This window comes from Streptomyces sp. NPDC048196 (assembly GCF_040652715.1).
In the GTDB taxonomy this organism is placed as follows: domain Bacteria; phylum Actinomycetota; class Actinomycetes; order Streptomycetales; family Streptomycetaceae; genus Streptomyces; species Streptomyces siderophoricus.
Genome location: NZ_JBEZMM010000028.1, coordinates 81,047 through 104,652, shown reverse-complemented (window position 1 = coordinate 104,652; position 23,606 = coordinate 81,047). Strand labels below are relative to the sequence as shown.

Genomic DNA, 23,606 nt, shown 5'->3' with positions numbered 1-23,606 from the left:
CCTCCGGCGACGGGGAAGTGACGTCGGAAGTCCATGGGAGCGGGAGGAGGCCGAGCCGTACGTACGATGCGCGCACGCGAGGAATTCGGCCCGCCCCCTCCCCCCGCCCCCTCCCGCCCCGCCCTCCGCACCACCCCACCCCTCCGCCCCAGCCCCTAACCCCCCGCCGCGCTCTTGTCCTGCTGTACCGCGTGGTGGACGGCGCGGGACGTCCAGCACTCCTTGGCCAGGCCGCGCAGGGCGCGCCGGTGCGGGCGTCCGGCGGCGCCGGGCAGGAGCTTGGCGTCCAGGTCGCAGGCCGCCACGTGCGCCGCCAGCAGCCGGTCACGCCATCCGGGCAGCCCGGCCTCGACGGCTGCCGTGAAACGGGCCCGGGCCGGCCCGGTGAGGTCCACCGGCCCCACGGGGAACCGTTCGTAGGGGAACAGGCCCAGCGCCCGGTGGGTCTCCCTGCGCAGCGCCCCGCGCTTCTCCAGCACGCGCAGGCACAGCTCGTGCAGGGAGCGGCCGGCGCCGTGCACCCAGCGGTGTGCCTTGACGCCCTTGCCGCCCTTGGCCGGGGCGGGCAGTGCCGCCAGTGCGCCGTCCCATATCGCGTTGTCCAGCGGCAGCGGATTCGTCACCGTGATCCGGTCACCGCGCTCCACGGTGATCCGCCCGGCCGCCTCCAGGTCCGCCAGCGCCGCGCCGGCCAGCCCGTAGTGCAGGTACTTCGGGCTGGTCAGGGGGCGGCCGCGCACCGGGTCGAGGCCGAGGAGGAGCAGTTCCTCGGGGAGGGTGAGCGGGGCGCCGGTCATGTCGCGTCGCGGCGCGGGAGCTTGGGTGCGGGCAGGATGCGGCCGGTGACCTCGCCCAGACCGATCCGGGCGCCGTCCGGGCCGGGTGCCCAGGCGGTGAGGGTGACCTCGTCGCCGTCCTGGAGGTAGGGGCCCTTGCCCTGGGTGAGTTCGAGCAGGCAGCCGAGCTGGTCGGGTTCCGGGCCGGAGACCGTGCCGGAGGCGAACAGATCGCCGGTGCGCAGCGAGGCGCCGTTGACCGTCATATGGGCCAGCTGCTGCGCGGCGGTCCAGTACATGGCGGAGAAGGGCGGGTGGGAGATCGTCTCGTCATTGATCCGCACCTCGATACGGATGTCGATGCCGCCCGGTTCCACGCTCGCGTCGTCGAGGTAGGGCAGCAGGGGGTGGTCGCGGGTGGGCGGGGGCGTACGGGCGTGGTCGAGGGCGTCGAGCGGGGTGATCCAGGCGGAGACGGAGGTGGCGAAGGACTTGCCCAGGAACGGGCCGAGCGGGAGGTACTCCCAGGCCTGGATGTCGCGCGCCGACCAGTCGTTGACGAGGCAGACGCCGAACACGTGGTCGCGGAAGGTGTCGAGGCCGACGGGTTCGTGGAGGACGGAGGGGGTGCCGACGACGAAGCCGACCTCGGCCTCGATGTCGAGGCGGGTGGACGGGCCGAAGACGGGGGCGTCGTCGGTGTCGGTCTTGCGCTGCCCGTTGGGCCGGACGACCGGGGTGCCGGTGGCGACGATGGTGCCCGCGCGGCCGTGGTAACCGATCGGCAGGTGCTTCCAGTTGGGCGGCAGGGCCGCGCCGTTGGGGCGGAAGATCCGGCCGACGTTGGTGGCGTGGTGCTCGCTGGAGTAGAAGTCGACGTAGTCGGCGACCTCGAAGGGGAGGTGCAGAGTGACCTCGGCCAGCGGGTGGAGCAGGGGGGCGACCTCGTCGCGGTGCGTGGGGTCGGTGACCGCGCTGTGGACGGCCGCGCGGATCTGCTGCCATACGGGCCGGCCGGCCGCCAGCAGCGGGTTGAGGGTGGGTGCGGTGAGCAGCTCGGCGTGCGGGTGGATGGCGGCGGGCAGGGCGCTGGGCAGTGCGCTCAGGTCGAGGACGTGACTGCCGTAGCGGACGCCGATCCGGTGTTGTCCGGGTGCGTCGGTGGTGCTGAAAACGCCGTAGGGGAGGTTGTGCGGGCCGAAGGGATCGCCTTCCGCCAGGTCGAACGGGCTCTGCTCGGGCATGGACAGCTCCTCGCGTTCGTCGTCGCCGGTGAGCGGCCGGTCCGGCCGGGGCGAGGGCCCCGGGCCGGTGGCTCGGTGATCAGAGTACGGCTGGGGGCGGCGCGGCGAAGGAGGCTGTGGATAACTTCCGAAAGGCGTGGTCGGCGCGGTGAGCGGCGGGGCGGGGACGGCTCTCGCGCGGCTCAGGGAGGCCCGTTGGCCGGCTCCGGCGGGCGTGCCGGACCGGCGGGGCGAGTGAGGGCGTGAGGGCGCCGGCGGTCCGGGACCAGACCGAGTGGAGCGGAGGAGGCAGGCGAGGCGGCGGCAGGGCGCCGGGGGGCGGGTCGGGTCCGCGGGGGTGTGAACGGCGCGCGGCGTGGTGGGGTGGTGGACGGGCAGGTGATCGCGTACGCCCCAACTCCTGGCAATGTCCTGAAAAGCCTTGCCGCACTGCGCAATTCGGGCCTAGCTTCCTTTCCTGGCACGGGCCGGGGCGGGACCGTTCCGAGGGGGGACACGTGGCTCGCAGTGGCGCACGGCTCGCGGTCGACCGGAGTGTTCCGGGCCTGATCGTGAAGATCGGCGCCTACCCCCTGCATCACGGGGGTGTGGGAGCCATCCGCAGCCTGGGGCGGCTGGGCGTCCCCATGTACGCGGTGACGGAGGACCGTTTCACGCCCGCTGCGGCCTGCCGCTATCTGTGCGGCCGCTTCGTCTGGCCGACCACGGGCCGCGAGGAGCCGGAGCGGCTGGTCGCGGGGCTGCTGCGGATCGGGCGCCGGATCGGCCGGCCGGCGGTGCTGCTACCCACCGACGACGAGGCGGCCGTGCTGATCGCCGAGCACGCCGAAGCGCTCGCCGGATCTTTTCTGTTTCCCCGGTCGGCACCCGGCCTGCCACGGAGGCTGGCCAGCAAGCAGGGGCTGCACGAACTGTGCGCCACGCACGGCGTTCCGTCGCCGGCCGCCGTCTTCCCCGCGTCGTACGCGGAGGTCGAGGAGTACGCCGGGCGGGCGCGCTTCCCCGTGGTGGCGAAGAACCGGGAGGCGTTCGTCCGGCGCAGCCGGCCCGCGGTCGCCGGTACCACCCGGATCACGGGGCGGGAGCACCTGCTCGATCTGGCCCGGGACTGGGGCCCGCGGCCCGCCGTGGTCCTGCAGGAGTACCTGCCGCGGGAGCAGTCCGAGGACTGGATCGTGCACGCCTGCTTCGCGGCGGACGGCGTGCCGCTGGCGCTGTTCACCGGGGTCAAGGTCCGCTCGTGGCCGCCGCACGCGGGCATGACGGCCTGTGCGTGGGTGGTCGACAATCCCGAACTGGCGCGGCAGGCCGCGCGGTTCGCCCGCCGCATCGGGTTCGCCGGGACCGCCGACCTGGACTGGCGGCTCGACCGGCGCGACGACCGGTACAAGCTGCTGGACTTCAACCCCCGTATGGGCGCGCAGTTCCGGCTGTTCGAAACCACGGCCGGTGTCGATGTCGTCCGCGCCCAGCATCTGCACCTCACGGGGCGCGCCGTTCCGGAGGGCGTCCAGCGGGCCGGGCGCCGCTTCGTCGTCGAGAACGTCGATCTGCCGGCCCGGCTCGCCTACGGGCGCGGCGGTGGCGGTGGGCCGCACGTACCGGCGCGCCCGCGCGGCACCGAGACGGCGTGGTTCGCCGCCGACGATCCGCTGCCGTTCCTCGCCATGCTGGCGCGGTCCGCCGTGCCGGGCGCCCGGCATCTGTGGCGACTGCACCGGGCGGCCCGCCGGGCGGCCACCACCCGGCCCCTGAGGAGCGACGCACCACCTGGTGGGGCCCGCGGGCGCGACGCCCCGCCCCGGCAGGCACCCCCGAGGCACGGGCCACCACCTGGGCACGAGGCACCACCGAGGCAAGGGGAGGAACCGCAGTGAGCACTCCGGTAGCGGTCATCGGGGCCGGTCCCTACGGCCTGTCCACGGCGACCCATCTGCGGGCGCAGGGCGTGCCGGTGCGGGTCTTCGGCCGGCCGATGGCCAGCTGGCAGGAGCAGATGCCCGCGGGCATGCTGCTGAAGTCGACGCCCGCGGCGTCGAGCATCGACGTCCCGTTGGAGGGTCACACCCTCGCCGACTACTGCGCCGCGGCGGGCGAGCCGCGGTACGAGTCGGACTGGGACCTCCTGCCCGTCGAGACGTTCGTCCGTTACGGGCGGTGGCTGCAGCGGCGGCTGCTGCCCGATGTGGAGCCGGTCCGGGTGGTGTCGGTGGACAGGCGGGCGGACGGTTTCGAGCTCAAGCTGGACAGCGGCGACCAGGTGGGTGCCCGGGCCGTGGTCGTCGCCACCGGGCTGAGCGGGCTGGCGCATCTGCCCCGCCGCCTGGCTGCCGCGGTCCCGGACGGGCCGTCCGCCACCGGGCCGGTCTCGCACAGCTCCCAGCACCACGACCTGGCCGTGCTGGCGGGCCGGGACGTGGTGGTGGTCGGTGCCGGGCAGTCGGCGCTGGAGAGCGCGGTCCTGCTGGCCGAGGCGGGCGCGGCATCCGTACGGGTCGTGGCGCGCGGGCCCGCCGCGGTGGGCTTCGGGGCGCCGCCGGACCGCCAGCCGCGGCTGCGGCCCGCCTCGCCGTTCGGCAACGCCTGGTCGCTGTACGCGCTGACGCGGCACGCCGGGGCGTTCCGGTTGCTGCCGCCGCCGGTGCGGCGCGCCCTGGTGCGGCGGGTGCTCGGTCCGCTCGGCGCGTGGTGGCTGCGGGACCGGTTCACCGGCCGGGTGCGGGTCACGCAGGGCCGGCGGATCGTACGGGCCACGGTCCGCGACGGCCGTCCCGTACTGGCGCTGCGCGGCGCCGACGGGCACGGGGGCGAGCTGGCCGCGGACCATGTGCTGGCGGCGACCGGCTACCGGATGGACCTGGCGGCGCTGGACTTCCTCGAGCCGGGGCTGCGCACCGGGATCACCGGGCGGGCCGGCGGTCCTCTTCTGGACGCCGGGTTCGGCTCGTCGGTACCGGGGCTGTACTTCACGGGGCTGCCGGCCGCTGCGTCGTTCGGCCCGGTGATGCGCTTCGTGTGCGGGACGGCCTTCGCGGGGCCGCGGCTGGCCAGGGCGGTGGCGCGGGCATACGGCTGACGGCCCGTGGGGGGGGCGTCGCGTCGCCGGTGAGGTTGGCGGGTCGCGAAGATGGCTGAAGTGCGTGTGGTCAGGGTGGGTATCCGGCTCATCGGGAACCCCTGTGTCTGCTGGGATTCACGGGGTTCTGCCGGCCTCCGCGGGACCCGCACTCCGACGTCAAAGCCACGCCAAAACGTGATCAACGGTGATCAACAAGGTGTCGGGCCGGGCGTTGCTGTGCTTCCCGGGTGGTTCGGGGGGCGGGCGCTCACGGTGATCGAACTGCGACCGGATACGCTGGCCAATGGTGGAGACAGCGACAGATCGACATTCAGTTTGATCGTCAGCAGACAGGAGTACCCCTCGTGACCGTCGTCGGGCCCTTCGGGCTGAGCGTGCGGGACCAGGCTCTTGAGGCCGATGTCCAGGCCGGGTTGGCGGCTGTCGAGGAGGGCCTGCTGGAGGCCACCAAGAGCGACGTGCCGTTCATCACCGAGGCCGCGCAGCATCTCGTGCGCGCGGGAGGCAAGCGGTTCCGGCCGCTGCTGGTGATGCTGGCCGCCCAATTCGGTGACCCCTACAGCCCGGGAGTGGTGCCCTCCGCCGTCGTCGTGGAGCTCACGCATCTGGCGACGCTCTACCACGACGACGTGATGGACGAGGCGGAAGTGCGCCGCGGGGTGGCCAGCGCCAACGCCCGCTGGGGCAACTCCGTCGCGGTGCTGACCGGCGACTTCCTCTTCGCCCGCGCCTCGCACATCCTCGCCGACCTCGGGCCCGAGGCCGTCCGGATCCAGGCCGAGGCGTTCGAGCGCCTGGTGACCGGCCAGATCCTGGAGACCGCCGGCCCGCGCGACGGCCGCGACCCCATCGACCACTACCTCGACGTCCTGGCGGGCAAGACCGGCTCGCTGGTGGCCGTCGCCTGTCGCTTCGGCGCCATGATGTCGGGCGCCGAGGAGTCCACGGCCAACATCCTCACCCAGTACGGCGAGCGACTGGGCACCGCCTTCCAGCTGGCCGACGACGTCCTGGACATCGCCAGCGACTCGCACGAATCGGGCAAGACGCCCGGTACGGACCTCCGCGAGGGCATCGCGACGCTGCCGGTGCTGCGGCTGCGGGCCCGCGCCGAGAGCGACGCCGGCACGCCCGAGGACCGGGCGCTGTGCGAACTGCTCGCCGGCGACCTCACCGACGACGTCCGGCACGCCGAGGCGCTCGCCGGGCTGCGTGCCCACCCGGCCCTCGAAGAGGCCCGCCGGGACACCGTCCGCTACGCGGAGGAGGCCCGCGCGACGCTGGCGCCGCTCCCGGCGTGCACGTCCAAGGCGGCCCTGGAGGGCCTCTGCGACGCGGTGGTCCACCGGGCGGGCTGACACCCCCTAAGGGTTCCTCCCCCTCTCCTCAGGGTTCGGTCAACCCCAGGTCGTACGGGTGGCGTCGTGCGGTGACCGGGCGTCATACCTCAGCAGTAGGACGAGTTGGACCCGCGGGCTGACGCGATGCGCCGCGCGAATTGGTGAGATGGAGAACACCACAGCGCGGCGGTCCGGCCACAATGAGCCCCAGGGGAGGGCGAGTGGACAGCTCGGCGGCCGCCGCAGACGACGGAGGTAGGCAGATGCCAGGGTACGAACCGACAGAGGTCACCGGCGAGACGGACGGGGGGCGCTCCCCGAAGCGCCGGAAAGCGGTGCGGTACGCCGTACCGGTCGCGGTGGCGGGAGTGGCGGCGGCGACGATCGGGCTGGTCCCGGCATTCGCCGGATCGGGTTCCCCGGACCTGCCGAAGATCTCGGCCCAGGACCTCATAGCCAAGATCGCCAAGTCGGACGTCCAGCAGCTGTCCGGCACGGTCCGGGTCAGCACGGACCTCGGTCTGCCGTCCCTGCCCGGCGGTATGGCGGCCGGCGGCTTCGGCGGCGGCCAGGGCGGCGAGAAGGGCGGGCACGGCCAGGACGGCGCGTCCGCGGCCCCCCAGAGCAAGCTGACGGAGCTGGCGTCCGGTGCGCACACGCTCCGCGTCGCCGCCGACGGGCCCGAGAAGCAGCGGGTGTCCATCGTCGACAAGGCCGCCGAGTACAGCCTCGTCCACAACGGCAACGAGGTCTGGGCGTACGACAGCGGCAGCAACACCGCCGTGCACAGCACCGCGCCCGACGCCGGCCGGCACGGCACGCACAAGCGGGCCCCCGAGGGCCTCCCGGGTGACCTGAAGAACGCCACCCCGCAGGACCTGGCGAAGAAGGTCCTCCAGGCCGCCGGTGACACCACCTCGGTCACCGTCGACGGCACCGCCCGGGTCGCCGGACGGGACGCCTACCAGCTGCTGATCAAGCCCAAGCAGGCCGCCTCGACGGTCGGCTCGATCCGGGTCGCGGTGGACGCCGCCAACGGTGTGCCGCTGAAGTTCACCCTGACCCCGAAGAGCGGCGGCGCGGCCGCCATCGACGTCGGCTACACCAACGTCGACTTCGCCAAGCCGGCCGCGGACCTCTTCTCCTTCACGCCGCCCAAGGGCGCCAAGGTCGTCGACGGCAACAAGCAGCGGGCGGCGGCCCAGCGCGAACACGGCAAGAAGCTCAAGGACTTCGGGTCCCGCAAGGACGCGAAGGACCTGCGGAAGGACTTCGGCGGGCTGAACGTCATCGGCAAGGGCTGGACGTCCATCGCCACGATCAAGGGCGCCGGCGGAGGACTGCCCTCCGGCAAGGACCGGGCCGCCGCCGGTGACGCCGGGAAGTTCCTGGACAGCCTCGGCGAGAAGGTCAACGGGTCCTTCGGCTCCGGCCGGATATTCAGCACCCGCCTGGTCAACGCCCTGATAACGGACAACGGCACGGTCTACGTCGGTGCCGTCGACAAGCAGGCCCTGATCCACGCGGCCGACGCCGCGAAGTAACGGGCCCCTCACGCACGGGACCGCCGTACCGCCCGTCCGGGCGGGGCGGTGGCCCGTGGTCCAGCCGTACGACATGGGGGAGCCGATGCCACAGCAGCCCGCCACGGGCCCCGACGGCGTGCCGCCCGCGGAGGAGCGGGCGATCGAGACGCGGGGGCTGACCAAGGCGTACCGAGGGGGTCAGCTCGCGGTCGACGGGCTCGACCTGGTCGTGCCGCGCGGCAGCGTCTTCGGGTTCCTCGGGCCCAACGGCTCCGGCAAGACCACCACCATCCGGATGCTGATGGGCCTGATCGACGCGACCGCCGGCAGCGCCCGGGTGCTCGGGCAACCGATGCCCGCCGCGGGCCGCCGGGTGCTGCCCAAGGTGGGAGCGCTCATCGAGGGCCCGGCGCTCTACGGCTTCCTCAACGGCCGGGAGAACCTCCGGCGCTTCGACGCCGCCGACCCGGACGCCGATCCGCGCACCCGCGACGCGCGGGTGGACCGTGCCCTGGAGCGGGTCGGCCTCGGGGCGGCGGCCGGGAAGAAGGCGCGGGCCTACTCCCTCGGCATGAAGCAGCGGCTCGGACTGGCCGCGGCGCTGCTGCAGCCCCGCGAGCTGCTGGTGCTGGACGAGCCGACCAACGGCCTGGACCCGCAGGGCATGCGGGAGATCCGCGCGCTGGTCCGTGAGCTGGCCGCGGACGGCACCACGGTCTTCCTCTCCTCGCACCTCCTCGACGAGATCGAGCAGGTCTGCACCCACGCGGCGGTGATGGCCCGCGGCCGGCTGATCACCCAGGGCACGGTCGCGGACCTCTCCGCCACGGTCCTCGGCTCGCGCGGACCCGGCCGGCTGACGGTCACCACCCCGGACCCGGCGGACGCGGTCCGGGTGCTGAAGGAGCACGGCCTGACCGGGCTTCGGACCACCGACGACCGGGTCACGGGCGAGCTGCCGGAAGCCGGCGACGGGACCGGCCCGCCCGAGCTCGCCGACCTCAACGCCGCGCTGGTGCACGCCGGGGTCCGGGTGCGCGGCTTCGGCACCGAACGGGCCACGCTGGAGGACGTGTTCGTGCAGCTGACCGGGGAGGGCTTCGATGTCGCAGGCTGAGGGCGTGCTGCGCCGGCCCCGACCGCTGTGGTCGCTGGGCCTGTTGCGCAACGAGATCACCACGACCTTCCGGCGCTGGCGGACGCTCGCCCTGCTGGCGGTGCTCGCGGGCGTACCGGTGCTGGTCGGCGTCGCCGTCAAGATCGAGACGGGGGACGGCGGTCGGGGCGGCGGGGGCGGCCAGGGCGGCCCGGCGTTCATCTCCCAGGTCACCCACAACGGCCTGTTCCTGGTGTTCACCTCGCTCGCGGTGACGCTGCCGTTCTTCCTGCCGATGTCCATCGGCGTGATCGCCGGCGACTCCCTGGCCGGGGAGGCCCACGGCGGCACCCTGCGCTACCTCCTCGTCGCGCCCGCCAGCCGTACCCGCCTGCTGCTGGTCAAATACGCCACCACCCTGACGTTCTGCCTGGTGGCCACCCTGGTCGTGGCGTTCTCCGCGCTGGCCACCGGGGCGCTGCTCTTCCCGCTGGGCGAGGTCACTCTGCTGTCCGGGACGTCCATATCCTTCGGTGAGGGGCTGCTGCGGGCGCTGGCCATCGCCGTGGTGGTGGCGCTGTCCCTGATAGGCGTGGCCGCCGTGGGCCTGTTCATCTCGACGCTCACCAGCAGCGGTATCGCCGCGATGGCGACCACGGTCGGCCTGCTGATCACGGTGCAGATCCTGGACACCATCCCGCAGCTCAGCGCCGTCCAGCCGTATCTCTTCCCGCACTACTGGCTGTCGTTCGCTGACCTGCTCCGGGACCCGGTCTACTGGGACCAACTGCAGAAGAACCTCGGCCTGCAGGCGCTCTACGCCGCGGTGTTCGGCTCGGCGGCCTGGGCGCGGTTCACCACCCGCGACATCACGGCGTAGGACCGGTCGCGTCCGCCGGCCCGGTGGCCGCGGCCGGCGCGGCTTCGGTCGCTGTGGTCCCGGCCTGCGCGGTCCTGGCCGGCGGAGCCCCGGCCGGCGCGGGTTCGGCCACTGTGGCCTCAATCTGCGGGGCACCGGTCTGCGCGGTCCCGGCCGCCCGGGCCTGCTCCGCGACCGCCTCGCCCGCGCGGGCAGCGGCATCCGCCAACGCCACCCGGGCCCGCCGCGCCGTGCGCAGCGCATCCCAGGTCAGAACCACCAGCGCGACCCACACCAGCCCGAAACCGGCCCACCGCTCGGCCGGCATCTCCTCGTGGAAGACGGTGAGGCCCAGCGCGAACTGGAACGTCGGCGCCAGGTACTGCATCATGCCGATCACGGTCAGCGGCAGCCGGACCGCCGAGGCGCCGAAGCAGATCAGCGGTACCGCGGTCGCGACCCCGCAGCCGGCCAGCAGCAGCGCCTGGCCCACCCCGCCGCTGACGAAGGCCGACTCACCGCGCGCCCCCAGGTAGATCAGGAAGCCCAGCGCGGGCAGCAGCTGCATCGCCGTCTCGGCGCTGAAGCCCTCGATGCCGTCGAGCTTGATGCCCTTCTTGACCAGCCCGTACGTCGCGAACGTGAAGGCCAGGCCGAGCGCGATCCACGGCACTTTGCCGTAGGCGATGGTCATCACGATGACGGCGAGGGCACCGACGCCCACCGCCGTCCACTGCAGCGGCCGCAGCCGCTCGCGCAGGACGAGGACGCCGAAGGCGATGCTGACCAGCGGGTTGATGAAGTAGCCGAGCGAAGCCTCCAGGACATGACCGGAGTTGACCGCCCAGATGTAGAGGAACCAGTTCGTCGAGATCACCAGGGCGCAGACCAGCACCAGCGCCAGCCGCTTGGGCTGCCGCAGCAGCGGCCGTATCCAGGCCCAGCGGCGCATCGCGGCCAGGATGACGACCGCGACCGGCAGCGACCACGCCATGCGGTGCGCCAGGATCTCCGACGGCGAGGCGGCGTCCAGCAGATGCCAGTAGAGGGGCAGCAGGCCCCACATGGTGTAGGCGGCGATGCCGAAGACGAGGCCGGCGCGCTGATCGCTTCGAGACTGCAAGAGGCCCTCCTGGTTGTGCTGCGCCGGCTCGGTGACGGTCGACCCTGTGAAGGTAGCGCCGGACCGGGCCGCGTGTCATGTGTGTATGCAAAAAACGGTGATGACAGACGACGCCGCAGGCCGGACGCAGATCGGAGGCAGGCCGGACGCAGTTCCCAGGCGGGTTGCGCATGGGGTGGGCGCGAGACGGCCGCGGGCCGCCCCGACCGTCGCGGCACCCTTCCCGATCGCCCGCCCCCGGCCGCCCGCCCCGGGCCGCGCAAGCCGCATCGGCCCCGCAGCGCGCAAGCCGCATAGCCCCCGCAGCCGCGCAAGCCGCCTCGCCCCGCGGCCGCGCTGCCCCTCTCAACTCTCCAGGCGCGCCAGTTCGTCCGCGATGGCTTCGCTGATCGGGGTGGTGGGGTGGCCGATGAGTCGGGAGAGGTCGCCGGGGGTGGCGGCCAGTTCGCCGCGGGCGATCCCGGCGTCCGACTCGGCGGCCGTCCGGGCGCCCAGTGCCGGCATGCCCGCCTCGATCATCCGCGCCACGTATTCCTTCTGCGGCAGATCGCGGTACGGGATCCGGCGGCCGGTCTGCCGGGACACCTCGGCGGCGTACTCGGCCATCGACCAGGCGGTGTCACCGCTCAGCTCGTAGACGGTGTTCTCGTGGCCGGTGCCGGTGAGCACCACGGCGGCCGCCTCGGCATAGTCCCGGCGGGCTGCGGTGGCCACCCGGCCCGCGCCGGCGCAGCCGAACACCGCGCCGTTCTTGAGCGTGGTGGCGAGCGCCCCGGTGTAGTTCTCGTGGTACCAGCCGTTGCGCAGCAGGCAGTACGGCACGCCCGAGGCGAGCAGCGCCTGTTCGGTGGCGAGGTGTTCCTCGGCGAGGGAGAAGGTGGCGGTGGGGCCGCCCAGCACGCTGGTGTACGCCAGCAGCGCCACGCCGGCCTCCCGGGCGGCGTCGATCACCGTGCGGTGCTGGGTGACCCGCTGCCCGGCCTCGTTCCCGGAGATCAGCAGCACCCGGTCGCCGGCCGCGAAGACGTCCTCCAGGGTGTCGGGCCGGCCGTAGTCCGCGGGCCTGATACCGACCCCGCGCGCCTGAAGATCGGCGGCCCTGGCCGGGTCCCGGGCGAGGCCGACGATGCCGGCCGGGGCGGTGCGGGTGAGCAGTTCCTCGATGACGAGCCGGCCGAGCGCTCCGGTGGCGCCGGTGACGACGATGCTCATGTTCTGCCCCCTGGTTCGGAGGCCGCCAGCATGGCACCCGTACCGGACGCGCAGAAGGGACGCGCGCCGGAAGCCGGAGCCGAGCCCCGGAACGGCGGGTGCCCGTAGAAACGGCGGGTGCCCGTAGGCGGGACGCCGTACGACGCCTCCCCTACGGGCACCCGCAAGAGGTCGCGAGCAGCCGCAGAGCAGCCCTCAGGCCCTCAGCAGCCCCTCAGATCCTCGGCAGCTTCTCAGCCGAGGACAGCCCCTCAGGCCAGGGCAGGTCCTCAGCCGACGACCGTCCAGGTGTCCGTGCCGGCCAGCAGGGCGGACAGGTCGCCCTTGCCCTTCTGCTCGACGGCGGTGTCCAGCTGGTCCGCCATCAGCGTGTCGTAGACCGGCCGGTCGACGTTGCGCAGCACACCGATGGGGGTGTGGTGCAGGGTGTCGGGGTCGGCGAGCCGGGACAGGGCGAAGGCGGTGGTGGGGGAGGGGCTGTGGGCGTCGTGCACCAGCACGCCGTCAGCGCCTTCCTCGGTGACGTCGATGATCTTGAGGTCGCCGGTGGCCGGGTCGCGGACCACGCCCTTGGAGCCGAGACCATCCTCGGCCGGCGCGCCGAAGCGGATCGGCTGTCCGTGCTCCAGGCGGATGACGGCCTCCTGGGCCTGCTCCTTGTCCTTGAGTGCCTCGAAGGCGCCGTCGTTGAAGATGTTGCAGTTCTGGTAGATCTCGACCAGGGCGGTGCCGGGGTGGTCGGCGGCCGCGCGCAGCACCGAGGTGAGGTGCTTGCGGTCGGAGTCGATCGTGCGGGCCACGAAGGTCGCCTCGGCGCCCAGGGCCAGCGAGACCGGGTTGAACGGGGCGTCCAGGGAGCCCATCGGGGTCGACTTGGTGATCTTGCCGACCTCGGAGGTGGGGCTGTACTGGCCCTTGGTCAGGCCGTAGATCCGGTTGTTGAACAGCAGGATCTTGAGGTTGACGTTGCGCCGCAGGGCGTGGATGAGGTGGTTGCCGCCGATGGAGAGCGCATCGCCGTCCCCCGTGACCACCCAGACGGACAGATCGCGCCGTGAGGAGGCCAGGCCGGTGGCGATGGCCGGGGCGCGGCCGTGGATGGAGTGCATCCCGTAGGTGTTCATGTAGTACGGGAAGCGGGAGGAGCAGCCGATGCCGGAGACGAAGACGATGTTCTCCTTCGCCAGGCCGAGCTCGGGCATGAAGCCCTGCACGGCGGCGAGGACGGCGTAGTCACCGCAGCCGGGGCACCAGCGCACTTCCTGGTCGGACTTGAAGTCCTTCATGGACTGCTTGGCCTCGGCCTTGGGCACCAGGGAGAGCGCCTCGGGGTGTGAGGCCCGCTCCGAGATCGTCTCAGTCATTGATGGCCTCCTTAAAGACCTCCGCGAGCTGCTCGGCCTTGAACGGCATTCCGCTGACCTGGGTGTGCGAGCGCGCGTCGACGAGGTACTTGGCGCGCAGCAGGGTGGCGAGCTGTCCGAGGTTCATCTCCGGCACGATCACCTTGTCGTAACGCGCCAGCACCTCGCCGAGATTCCGCGGGAAGGGGTTGAGGTGGCGCAGATGGGCCTGCGCGATGCGCTCCCCTGCGCCCCGTACGCGCCGTACCGCGGCGGTGATCGGGCCGTACGTCGAGCCCCAGCCCACCACGAGGGTGCCGGCGCCGCGGCCGCTGTCGTCGGTGGGGTCGTCGACCTCGATGTCGGGGACCTCGATGCCGTCCACCTTGGCCTGGCGGGTGCGCACCATGAAGTCGTGGTTGGCCGGGTCGTAGGAGATGTTGCCGGTGCCGTCCTGCTTCTCGATGCCGCCGATGCGGTGCTCCAGGCCCGGCGTGCCGGGAACGGCCCAGGGGCGCGCGAGGGTGTGCTCATCGCGCTTGTAGGGCCAGAACACCTCGGTGCCGTCCACCGCCACGTGGTTGGGGCCGGAGGCGAACTGCACGCGCAGGTCGGGGAGTTCGGTGACCTCGGGGATCCGCCAGGGCTCGGAGCCGTTGGCCAGGTAGCCGTCGGAGAGCAGGAAGACCGGGGTGCGGTACGTCAGCGCGATGCGGGCCGCCTCCAGTGCCGCGTCGAAGCAGTCGGCGGGCGTCTTCGGCGCCACGATGGGCACCGGCGCCTCGCCGTTGCGCCCGTACATCGCCTGCAGCAGGTCGGCCTGCTCGGTCTTGGTCGGCAGACCCGTCGAGGGGCCGCCGCGCTGGATGTCGACGATCAGCAGCGGCAGTTCGAGGCTGACCGCGAGCCCGATGGTCTCGGACTTCAGCGCCACGCCCGGGCCGGAGGTGGTCGTCACCGCCAGCGAGCCGCCGAACGCCGCGCCCAGCGCCGCGCCGATGCCGGCGATCTCGTCCTCCGCCTGGAACGTCCGCACCCCGAAGTTCTTGTGCTTGGACAGCTCGTGCAGGATGTCGGAGGCCGGGGTGATCGGGTACGAGCCCAGGTACAGCGGCAGATCCGCCTGCTGGGAGGCGGCGACCAGGCCGTAGGACAGCGCGAGGTTGCCGGAGATGTTGCGGTAGGTGCCGGTCGGGAACGCCTTGGTGGCCGGCGCGACCTCGTAGGAGACCGCGAAGTCCTCGGTCGTCTCGCCGAAGTTCCAGCCCGCCCGGAACGCCGTGACGTTCGCCTCGGCGATGTCCGGCTTCTTGGCGAACTTGTCCCGCAGGAACTTCTCGGTGCCCTCGGTGGGCCGGTGGTACATCCACGACAGCAGACCCAGCGCGAACATGTTCTTGCTGCGCTCGGCCTCCTTGCGGGAGAGCCCGAAATCCTTGAGCGCCTCGATGGTCAGCGTCGTCAGCGGCACCGGGTGGACGTTGTACGCCGAGAGCGTGCCGTCCTCCAGCGGGCTGGTGGCGTAGCCGACCTTCGCCATCGGGCGCTTGGTGAACTCGTCGGTGTTGACGATGATCTCCGCGCCCCGCGGGACGTCCGCGAGGTTCGCCTTCAGGGCGGCCGGGTTCATCGCGACCAGCACGTTCGGAGCGTCACCGGGCGTGAGGATGTCGTGGTCGGCGAAGTGCAGCTGGAAGCTGGAGACACCGGGCAGGGTCCCGGCGGGGGCCCGGATCTCGGCGGGGAAGTTCGGCAGCGTCGACAGGTCGTTACCGAACGACGCCGTCTCCGATGTGAACCGGTCCCCGGTGAGCTGCATTCCGTCACCGGAGTCACCGGCGAACCGGATGATCACCCGGTCCAGGCGCCGGACTTCTTTGCCCTCGCCGCCACTGCCGGAGGAGCGCTGTCCCCCGACGAGCGCTGCGTCGGCCTGCTCGGCTGGGCTACTGACCTGGCTGGTCACTGCTTCGGACCTCCCTCTAAGGGGTGCGGCGTCCCCGCCGGAGGCAGGGCTCGGGACGTGTCGTACCGACCGGTTGTCCCATAACCATCGTACGTGGGTAAGGGTGCCCTTCCCTGGCTCGATCACATGGTGGACGTCACCATGAGACACCGATCTGGTGCGTTTTGTCATGAAATCACCGCCCCCGTGACCCCTTCTTCATGACGCTCCGGACTCCGCCCCCGGTTCTCCGTCCGGAGGCCCGGTCCGGCGGTGAACACCCCGTGAACTGGACGTCTGACAGCCTGTCAGGTCCTCAGGAATTGAGGTAGGTCAGGACGGCGAGCACTCTGCGGTGATCCCCGTCACTCTGCGCCAGGCCCAGCTTCAGGAAGATGTTGCTGACGTGCTTCTCGACCGCGCCGTCGCTGACCACCAGCGCACGGGCGACGGCGGAGTTCGTCCGGCCCTCGGCCATCAGCCCCAGCACCTCCCGCTCCCGCGGCGTCAGATGCGCCAGTACGTTCTGCTTGCGGCTGCGGCCCAGCAGCTGCGCCACCACCTCCGGGTCCAGGGCCGTACCGCCCCCGGCGACCCGCACCACCGCGTCGACGAACTCACGGACCTCGGCCACCCGGTCCTTGAGCAGATAGCCCACGCCCTGGGTCGACCCGGCCAGCAGCTCCGTGGCGTACTGCTCCTCGACGTACTGCGAGAGCACCAGCACCCCCAGGCCGGGGTGGTCCCGGCGGAGCCGGACCGCGGCCCGTACGCCCTCGTCGGTGTGCGTCGGCGGCATCCGCACGTCCGCCACCACCACGTCCGGCAGCGCGCCCTCGTCCGCCAGCTCCCCGATCACCTTGATCAGCGCCTCGGCGTCGCCCACCCCCGCCACGACCTCGTGCCCCCGGTCGGTGAGGAGCCGGGTCAGCCCCTCCCGGAGCAGCACCGAATCCTCGGCGATGACCACCCGCACCTTGCCGTCCTCCACGGATCCCCCCATGCCTCGTACGCGCCCGCCCTGTCGGGCCCCAGCATCTCAGGATCCGGACGGGGCGGGGGAGGTGGGCGGGGTGTAGGGGGCGGGTGGGGCGTTCGGGATGGGGCCGGGGCGGGCGCGGCTCCGGGGCGGCGGGCCCAGTCAGCCGCGCCAGGGCAGTTCGGCGGTGATGTGCGTCGGGCCGCCGACCGGTGAGTCGACGATCAGCAGGCCCTCGACGGCGGCGAGGCGTTCGGCGAGTCCGGCCAGCCCGGTCCCGTCGTCCGTATGGGCGCCGCCCCGTCCGTCGTCCGTCACCAGGACCATCAGCCGGTCCCCGGTGCGCCAGACGTCCAGCGTGGCGCCGGTGGCCCGGGCGTGCTTGGAGACGTTCTGCAGCAGCTCGGACGCGGTGAAGTACGCGATGCCCTCGATCGCCGCGGCCGGCCGCTGGTCCAGGTCCACGGTCACCGTCACCGGGACCGTGCAGCGCGCGGCCAGCGCCGACAGCGCCGGGCCCAGCCCCCGGTCGGTGAGGATCGCCGGATGGATGCCGCGGGCCAGGTCACGCAGCTCCTGGAGGGCGATCTTCACCTCGCCGTGCGCCTCGTCGACCATCTTCGCGGCGGCCTGCGGATCCTCCGCCAGCTTCTCCTTGGCCAGGCCCAGGTCCATCGCGAGCGCCACCAGCCGGGCCTGCGCACCGTCGTGGAGGTCTCGTTCGATGCGCCGCAGATCGGCGGCCGCGGTGTCCACCACCACGCCGCGGTCCGACTCCAGCTGCGAGACCCGGGTGGCGAGGGACGAGGGCCCCAGCAGGCCGTGCACCAGGACCCGGTCCACCTGGGTCAGCCCGCGGATCACCCACGGCCCGGCCAGCACGAGCAGCAGCCCGGCCCCGCTCACGAGCCCGATCTCCGCCGGGGTGTCGACGTAGCGGCCGTTGCCCAGGCCGTCGCCCCACAGCTGGATGCCCGGCTGCCCCAGGTACGCGGGGAAGATCCACCGCCACAACGGGTACGCCAGCAGCGTCCAGCCGAGCGTCCAGAACGTCAGCGAGAAGATGAAGGCGAAGATCGCCCACGGGAAGCGCAGCAGGCAGTACAGGAGGTGCCGCCAGGACACCCCGCTCTTCAGGACGGCCCCGATCCACGCCATCAGCCCCGGCTTCGCGGGACGCACCGGCTCCGGGGTAGCCACCTCCAGCCCCAGCAGCACCCGGGCCCGCGCCCGCTCCAGGCCGCCCAGCCCCCGGGCCCCGGCCAGCCCGCCGGCCAGCACCGGGATGCCGAGGAACGTGACCAGCAGGCCCGCGCCGACCGCGAGCACCCCGATCGCGTAGACGAACAGCACGCAGGCGATCGGGTAGCTGAGGAAGAGGTACAGGAACTCCCGCCAGGTGCGCCCGGAAAAAGGGGCGCGCAGCGCCACCGGCACCCGGGAGGGGTGGGGGTGGGGCTGCGGGGTGTATGCGGATTCCATCGTCTCGTCGTCCGTTCTGCCGGGTGACCGGGTGCGGTGCGGGCCTCTGCGGTGAGGGAACCGTCTGCGGTGTGCGGCGCCGTGACCAGCGTCCGCGACCCGCCCCTCGCCGCACCATGAGGCTGCTCGCAGTCCGTTCCGGGGGTTTTCCCCACCCCGGGCCGCGGGCCCGGCACGATCCGCTGGTCAGCGGCGCTTCCGCCCCCGCCCGGCCGGGGGATCGGACGCCGCCCGTCCGGTCGTGGACGCGGGCCGTGCGCCCGCGCCCGGCCGGGCCCGCCACGGCAGTTCCGCGGTCACCCGGGTGGGCCCGCCGTCCGGCGAGCTCAGCAGGAACACCCCGTCCACCGCCCCCAGCCGTTCGGCCAGCCCGGCCAGCCCGCTGCCGCCGTCCAGCCGCGCCCCGCCCTTGCCGTCGTCCCCGACCTGGATCAGCAGCCGGTCCGCGGACCGCCACACCTCGACGGACGCCTGCCGGGCCGCGCTGTGCTTGGAGATGTTCTGCAGCAGCTCCGAGACGGTGAAGTACGCGATGCCCTCGATCGCCGGCGCGGGCCGCTCGTCCAGGTCCACCGCCACCGTCGCGGGCACCGTGCAGCGCCCGGCCAGCGAGGCCAGGGCCGGCCCCAGCCCGCGGTCGGTCAGGATCGCCGGGTGGATGCCCCGCGCCAGGTCCCGCAGCTCCTGCAGCGCCAGCTTCACCTCGCCGTGCGCCTCGTCCACCATCGCCGCCACGGTCTCGTCGGCCCGGCCCTCCAGCAGCTTCTCCTTCGCCAGGCCCAGACCCATCGCGAGCGCCACCAGCCGGGCCTGCGCACCGTCGTGGAGGTCCCGTTCGATGCGCCGCAGATCGGCGGCCGCGGTGTCGGTGACCGTCATCCGGTCCGCCTCCAGTTCGGCGATCCGCCGCTCCAGCTCGTCCGAGGGCGACAGCAGCCCGCGCACCATCGCCCGGTCCACGTTCGCCAGCCCGCGCGCCACCCAGGGCAGCACCGGCCAGCCCACGAAGAGCGAGACCAGCACGACCGCGAAGGTGAGCACCGACCACGGCAGCCGGACGAACGCGAACAGCGCGTGCCGCCAGGCGACCGGATCCGCAACACTCGCCCGCAACCACGGGAAGAACCCCTTGTCGCGCGGGCGCAGCGGGCTCGGCTCGGCCACCCGCACCCCGAGCAGCGCCCGCGCCCGGGCCCGCTCCAGCCTCCCGTACCGGCGGCACGCCTTGAGACCGAGAGCCAGCAGCGGCAGCCCGATGACCGTCACCGACAACCCGGTGCCCAGCGTCAGCCACACCACCAGCACCACGAACGCCGCGATGCCCAGCGGCAAGTTGGCCAGCAGATGGCCGATCTCCCGCCAGGTCGCGGCGTCGAACGGCGGACGCGGCGGCGGAGGTGACACCTCGTCAAGGACGTCGTCGGCGGCACGGGGTCGGGAACTCACGGTCATGCGCCCAGCCTGCCCGGCCGCGGCCCGCCGTGCCATGGGGTGGCCGGGGCGGCCGCGGTGGGGTTTTCCCCACCCCGCGCACCGCGCGCCGGGCCGGGCGACGGACCGTCCCCGCGCCTCGTGCCGCGGACCTTCCCGCAGGTCATCGGCGCGGAGGCGGGGACGAGGGGAAGACAACCCGATCCGCGACCCGATCCGCGACCCGATTCGCGAGCCGGTACGGGGCGTTGGTGCAGGTTGATGCCGGTCTCGTTATCCACAGCGGTGGACACGGCGCGCCGGCCGGACCTTATTGTGTGGCGATGCACAACGGGAGGGGCGAGTGGCGATGGCGCGGGGCGACGACGGCCTGGTAGTGACGCCGGAATCCGCCGTACGGCAGCCGGCTGACGCGGCGCCGCACGCCACCGGCACGGTGGCCGCCTCCCTCGACGTCCGCGGCTGGGGCTGGGGCTGGGGCGACCGCAGCAGGACGTGGACGGCGGCGACGGCGAGCGTGCTGCTCGCGGCGGTCGCCGGGGTCTGTGCGCACAGCTGGTTCGGGGACGGCGCCGCATCGGCGGCCGGTATCGCCGCTGTCGTGGTCGCCGGGGCCGGAGCGGCCGTCGGCGCGCTCGCCAAGAAGGACGCACGCGCCCCGGGTGCCGTACGGAGCGGTCAGCACGCCCCCGCGGCCGCCCTGTTGCTGCTCGGCGGCACCCTCGGGGTGGCCGCCGCCTGGCAGGCCACCTCCGGTGGCGGCGCCCGGCTCGCCGCCGTCGGCCTCACCGCCGCGGCCGTGCTCGCGCTCCTCGGACTCTGCACGACCGCGGGCCGCGCGGCCCTGATGGGCGCCGCGTCGGTGGTGCTCGCGGTCGGCGGGTGGGAGCTGGGACTGGCGCTGACCACGCCCGCCCGTACGGGAGTTGCGCTCGCCTTCGTCTCCGTACTGGTCCTCGGGTACCTCCCCCGGCTCGCCCTGATGACGGCCGGACTGACCCGGCTCGACGACCAGCGCTCCGGCGGCACCCCGGTCAGCCGCCACCAGGTGGGGGCCGCTCTCGGCGGCGCACACCGGGAGCTCTCCCTGGTCACGGTGGCGACGGCCGTCTCGGCGGGCGCGGGCGGGGTGCTCGCGGTGCAGACCCCCGGCCTGTGGACGGTGCTCGCGGCGCTGCTGCTGAGCGTCGTCCTGTGCTCGCGGGCGCGGGCGTACCCGCTGGCGGTGGAGGTCGTCGCGCTGCTCGCGGCCGGCCTGGCGACGGCCGTCCGGCTGGTGCTGCTCTGGGGCACCGACGGCGGCGCCCCGGCGCCCGCACTGGCCGCCCTCGGCGTGCTGGCGGTGCTGCCCGCCGTGGTCCCGTCGATACGGATGCCGGAGCCGCTGCGGACCCGTCTGCGCCGCTGGCTGGACCTGGTCGAGTCGGTGAGCGTGGCGGCGCTGATCCCGGTGGCCCTGGGCGCCTTCGGGCTCTACGGCCTGCTGTCCGGCGCGTCCTGACCCGGAGGGAGGACACATGTCGGCTTCGGGCGTGCCTGTGGGTGGGCCTATGGGAGCGCCTGTGGGTGGGGCTACGGGGGTGCCTACGGGTGGGTCTGCCGGGGGGGCAGGGGGACGCGGGCGCGGGGGCAGGGGATGGGTGTCCGCGGCGGGATGCGGATGCGGATGCGGCTGCGGGTGTGTGGGCGGGAGCGAGCCTGCGCGCGGATGCGGGACCGGGGGCGGATGCGGGCAGGTATGCGGGCACGTATCAGGAGACGGGGGCACGGAGAGCCGAGGGAGCTGGGGGAGCAGGGGAGCACGGGGGCGGGACCGGACGGCAAGCAGGAGGGGACGTGGACGCGGTGACGACGAGGGACGGGGCTGCGGGAGCGAGTACCGGCGCCCTGCCGACGGCCGGGTCGGTGCCGACGGACGGGTCGGTGCCGGGGGCTGAGTCCGTAACGGTGGCCGGGTCGGTGCCGGGGGCTGAACAGCGAGCGGGGCATGGTCAGGCGGCTGCGGGCGGGCAGGTGCCGAGCGGCGGGCAGGAGTTGAACGGTGGCCAGGAATTGAACGGTGGGCAGGGGCTGGCCGGTGGCCCGGAGTCGGCCGGCGGGCAGGTTCCTGGTGCCGCGGGTGCCGGGCCGATGCCCGCCGCGGCGCAGCCTGCCGTAGCTCCGTCGGCGTCCGAGGCATCCCCGCAGATGCCCACCACAACCCCACACGCGCCCACCGCACCCGTACAGGCGCCCGCCCCTGGGCCGATGCCGGTGTCCGGGGCGATGGCTGCGCCCGGCCCCATGCCTGCTTCGGGGCCGGCGCCCGCTTCCGGGCCGGTGTCTGCCGCTGGCCCGATGCCGGTGTCGCCGACCGCTGCCGCCACCCCTGCCCCGACCGCCACCCAGGGCACCAGCCCCGTCTACACCCCCACTCCCCTCTACAGCTCCGCTCCCGTCTACAGCCCCACTCCCCTCTACAGCCCCGCCCCCACATCGACACCCACACCGGCCCCCGTCACCGACCAGGCGCAGACTTCCGCTCCTGCGCCTGGTCCTGCTCCTGCTCCTGCGCCTGTTCCCGGGCGGTATGGGCGGCCGGGGCCCGGGCTGCCGGCGCGGACGCCGGTCTCCGTTCCGCTCCTGCCGCCGGAACTGGCCGACGGCGGGCCGCGTCCGCGCCGGGGCGACCCGCTGGCCCGGCGTGCGGGCCGTGCGTTGCGCCGGGTGTTCGCCTCGTCGCCGGCCGCCGAGACGGCCGCCGTCACGCAGGCCGCCTACGCCATCCAGCAGCCGGTGACGACCGGCCGGCAGATAGCCGTATCGAGCATCCGTGGGGGCGCCGGCAAGTCCACCGTCGCCGCCCTCCTGGCGCTCACCTACGCCCACTACCGGCCCGACCCCGTGCTAGCCGTGGAGGCCGACCCGGCGCTCGGCACGCTGCCGCACCGCCTCGGCGCCCGCGAGGTGCGCTGGTCCGGGACGGACCTGGCACAGATCGTCGATCCGTCGATGCTGATCACGGACCTGACCGGCTATCTCCTGCCGTTCGCGGGCGGCGGCTGGCTGCTGCCCGGCAGCCAGGGCTCCATCGGCGCCCGCCTGGACCTCGACACGTACCGGATCGTGATGACCTCCCTGCGGCGGCACTTCGCGGCCACGGTGGTGGACTGCGAGACGCTGCCCGCCGAGGTGGCGCGTACGGCGCTGGTGACGACGCAGGCGCGGGTGCTGGTCACCCCGGCGACCCCGGAGGGCGTCGCGGCCAGCCGTTCCGTACTGAACTGGGTCGGCGGGCTGCACCCCGGCCTGCTGCCCACCACGGTCGTCGTGCTCACCCACTCCTCGCCCGACAGCGGCGTCGACGTGCGCAAGGCCGCCGACCACCTCGGAGCCGGTGGTGCGGCGGTGCTGCCGCTGCCGTACGACCGCCATCTGGCGGCCGGCGGTGCCATCCGGACCGAACTGCTCGGGGAGCGGACCCGGGAGGCGGCGGCCCGGATCGCGGCCGAGGCGATGGACCGCGCGGTGTCCCGGGATCCGATCCGCCGCCAGCACCAGGCACGGCAGCCGGCCCACCAGCCGGGCCCATCGGCCCACGGCCAGCCGAGCCAGTCGACCCATCAGTCGAGCCAGTCGACCCACCAGCCGGGCCAGCCGACCCACCAGCCAGGCCAGCCGAGCCAGTCGACCCACCAGCCGGGCCAGCCGGGCCAGCCGGGCTCCTCGCCCCACCAGCCGAGCCAGCCGAACCAGCCGAACCAGCAGGCCCACCAGCCGAGCCAGCAGCCACACCAGCAGAACGGCCAGCCGCCGCAGCCACACCAGCAGAACGGCCAGCCGCTGCAGCCACACCAGCCACACCCGCATCCGGCGCCGCCTCAGCCGCAACAAGCAGCTGCGTCCCACCAGCCGCCCCCGGTGTACGCACCCCCTGCGGCACCACCGGCCCCGGCGCCGGTCGTGCACCCTGCGGCCCCACCGGCCCCGGCCCCGGCGCCGGCCGCACCCCCCGCCCCCGACCGGCGCAGCCCCTTCGACGGTGGCCCGATCCACTGATCGGGATCACCGTCCGCAGGTACATCCTCTGAGGGGGATCACCGTCCGCAGCTCCGCCGCCCTCCGCCGCCCTCCGCCGCGCGCTCGCCCCGCGGGCGGCCCGTTCGTCCGCTCCGTGAGACAGCTTCTGAGA

Annotated in this window: 17 protein-coding genes; 8 read left to right on the top strand and 9 right to left on the bottom strand. The window is 73.6% G+C overall.

What is annotated here, in order from left to right:
* Positions 1-155 precede the first annotated feature (155 nt).
* Positions 156-797 carry a GPP34 family phosphoprotein gene (locus tag AB0E02_RS25095; protein ID WP_362142769.1) on the bottom strand — a complete coding sequence of 214 codons (642 nt, stop codon included), beginning with the start codon at positions 795-797 and terminating at the stop codon, positions 156-158.
* Positions 794-2,020, bottom strand: a complete 1,227-nt coding sequence (fahA, locus tag AB0E02_RS25090) for a fumarylacetoacetase (protein ID WP_362142767.1) — start codon at positions 2,018-2,020, stop codon at positions 794-796. The genes AB0E02_RS25095 and fahA overlap by 4 nt, the downstream gene beginning before the upstream one ends.
* A 497-nt stretch (positions 2,021-2,517) precedes the next feature.
* On the opposite strand from fahA, the gene AB0E02_RS25085 reads away from it, so the two are divergent.
* The 6 genes from AB0E02_RS25085 to AB0E02_RS25060 all read left to right on the top strand — a co-directional run bounded on the left by AB0E02_RS25085 (position 2,518) and on the right by AB0E02_RS25060 (position 9,941).
* Positions 2,518-3,897 carry an ATP-grasp domain-containing protein gene (locus tag AB0E02_RS25085; RefSeq protein WP_362142765.1) on the top strand — a complete coding sequence of 460 codons (1,380 nt, stop codon included), beginning with the start codon at positions 2,518-2,520 and terminating at the stop codon, positions 3,895-3,897.
* The gene (locus AB0E02_RS25080) at positions 3,894-5,096 is read left to right on the top strand and encodes an FAD-dependent oxidoreductase (RefSeq protein WP_362142763.1); all 1,203 of its coding nucleotides are present in this window, start codon (positions 3,894-3,896) and stop codon (positions 5,094-5,096) included. The genes AB0E02_RS25085 and AB0E02_RS25080 overlap by 4 nt, the downstream gene beginning before the upstream one ends.
* Before the next feature lie 347 nt (positions 5,097-5,443).
* A complete protein-coding gene (locus tag AB0E02_RS25075) occupies positions 5,444-6,457 on the top strand; it encodes a polyprenyl synthetase family protein (protein ID WP_362142761.1) in 1,014 nt (337 codons plus the stop codon).
* Positions 6,458-6,702: 245 nt separating this feature from the next.
* Positions 6,703-7,983 (top strand): DUF2092 domain-containing protein, encoded by a 1,281-nt coding sequence (locus AB0E02_RS25070; protein WP_362142759.1) that lies wholly within the window; start codon positions 6,703-6,705, stop codon positions 7,981-7,983.
* Positions 7,984-8,068: 85 nt separating this feature from the next.
* Positions 8,069-9,082: an ABC transporter ATP-binding protein gene (locus AB0E02_RS25065; protein ID WP_362142757.1), complete on the top strand. Its 1,014-nt coding sequence runs from the start codon at positions 8,069-8,071 to the stop codon at positions 9,080-9,082.
* The gene (locus tag AB0E02_RS25060) at positions 9,069-9,941 is read left to right on the top strand and encodes an ABC transporter permease (protein WP_362142755.1); all 873 of its coding nucleotides are present in this window, start codon (positions 9,069-9,071) and stop codon (positions 9,939-9,941) included. The genes AB0E02_RS25065 and AB0E02_RS25060 overlap by 14 nt, the downstream gene beginning before the upstream one ends.
* On the opposite strand, the gene rarD is transcribed toward AB0E02_RS25060, so the two are convergent.
* From rarD to AB0E02_RS25025, 7 genes are all read right to left on the bottom strand, one after another.
* Complete coding sequence (gene rarD, locus AB0E02_RS25055; protein ID WP_362142753.1) at positions 9,931-11,043, bottom strand: EamA family transporter RarD; 1,113 nt, start codon at positions 11,041-11,043, stop codon at positions 9,931-9,933. The genes AB0E02_RS25060 and rarD overlap by 11 nt on opposite strands.
* A 345-nt stretch (positions 11,044-11,388) precedes the next feature.
* Positions 11,389-12,255, bottom strand: a complete 867-nt coding sequence (locus AB0E02_RS25050) for an SDR family oxidoreductase (RefSeq protein ID WP_362142751.1) — start codon at positions 12,253-12,255, stop codon at positions 11,389-11,391.
* Between the two features lie 269 nt (positions 12,256-12,524).
* A complete protein-coding gene (locus tag AB0E02_RS25045) occupies positions 12,525-13,619 on the bottom strand; it encodes a 2-oxoacid:ferredoxin oxidoreductase subunit beta (RefSeq protein WP_362142749.1) in 1,095 nt (364 codons plus the stop codon).
* Positions 13,612-15,564, bottom strand: coding sequence for a 2-oxoacid:acceptor oxidoreductase subunit alpha (locus AB0E02_RS25040; protein ID WP_362142748.1), 1,953 nt, complete (start codon positions 15,562-15,564; stop codon positions 13,612-13,614). Before AB0E02_RS25040 ends, AB0E02_RS25045 begins: the two co-directional genes overlap by 8 nt.
* A gap of 295 nt (positions 15,565-15,859) precedes the next feature.
* Positions 15,860-16,519 carry a response regulator transcription factor gene (locus AB0E02_RS25035; RefSeq protein WP_362142772.1) on the bottom strand — a complete coding sequence of 220 codons (660 nt, stop codon included), beginning with the start codon at positions 16,517-16,519 and terminating at the stop codon, positions 15,860-15,862.
* Between the two features lie 165 nt (positions 16,520-16,684).
* Positions 16,685-18,004: a sensor domain-containing protein gene (locus tag AB0E02_RS25030; RefSeq protein ID WP_362142746.1), complete on the bottom strand. Its 1,320-nt coding sequence runs from the start codon at positions 18,002-18,004 to the stop codon at positions 16,685-16,687.
* 186 nt (positions 18,005-18,190) lie between these two features.
* Positions 18,191-19,456 carry a sensor domain-containing protein gene (locus AB0E02_RS25025; protein WP_362142745.1) on the bottom strand — a complete coding sequence of 422 codons (1,266 nt, stop codon included), beginning with the start codon at positions 19,454-19,456 and terminating at the stop codon, positions 18,191-18,193.
* A gap of 328 nt (positions 19,457-19,784) precedes the next feature.
* Here AB0E02_RS25025 and AB0E02_RS25020 point away from each other — a divergent pair, with 328 nt between their 5' ends.
* Both AB0E02_RS25020 and AB0E02_RS25015 read left to right on the top strand, forming a co-directional pair.
* The gene (locus AB0E02_RS25020; protein ID WP_362142770.1) at positions 19,785-20,936 is read left to right on the top strand and encodes a secretion protein snm4; all 1,152 of its coding nucleotides are present in this window, start codon (positions 19,785-19,787) and stop codon (positions 20,934-20,936) included.
* Between the two features lie 836 nt (positions 20,937-21,772).
* On the top strand, positions 21,773-23,473 hold the full coding sequence (locus AB0E02_RS25015) for a hypothetical protein (protein ID WP_362142743.1): 1,701 nt from the start codon (positions 21,773-21,775) through the stop codon (positions 23,471-23,473).
* The last annotated feature ends 133 nt before the right edge of the window (positions 23,474-23,606 follow it).

Coding starts and splice junctions, on each gene's coding strand:
- AB0E02_RS25070 (WP_362142759.1), top strand. CDS start 6,703: ATGCCAGGGTACGAACCGACAGAGGTCACCGGCGAGACGGACGGGGGG.
- AB0E02_RS25065 (WP_362142757.1), top strand. CDS start 8,069: ATGCCACAGCAGCCCGCCACGGGCCCCGACGGCGTGCCGCCCGCGGAG.
- AB0E02_RS25050 (WP_362142751.1), bottom strand. CDS start 12,255: ATGAGCATCGTCGTCACCGGCGCCACCGGAGCGCTCGGCCGGCTCGTC.
- AB0E02_RS25045 (WP_362142749.1), bottom strand. CDS start 13,619: ATGACTGAGACGATCTCGGAGCGGGCCTCACACCCCGAGGCGCTCTCC.
- AB0E02_RS25030 (WP_362142746.1), bottom strand. CDS start 18,004: ATGGAATCCGCATACACCCCGCAGCCCCACCCCCACCCCTCCCGGGTG.
- AB0E02_RS25060 (WP_362142755.1), top strand. CDS start 9,069: ATGTCGCAGGCTGAGGGCGTGCTGCGCCGGCCCCGACCGCTGTGGTCG.
- AB0E02_RS25095 (WP_362142769.1), bottom strand. CDS start 797: ATGACCGGCGCCCCGCTCACCCTCCCCGAGGAACTGCTCCTCCTCGGC.
- AB0E02_RS25015 (WP_362142743.1), top strand. CDS start 21,773: ATGCCGGTGTCGCCGACCGCTGCCGCCACCCCTGCCCCGACCGCCACC.
- AB0E02_RS25020 (WP_362142770.1), top strand. CDS start 19,785: ATGGCGCGGGGCGACGACGGCCTGGTAGTGACGCCGGAATCCGCCGTA.
- fahA (WP_362142767.1), bottom strand. CDS start 2,020: ATGCCCGAGCAGAGCCCGTTCGACCTGGCGGAAGGCGATCCCTTCGGC.
- AB0E02_RS25025 (WP_362142745.1), bottom strand. CDS start 19,456: ATGACCGTGAGTTCCCGACCCCGTGCCGCCGACGACGTCCTTGACGAG.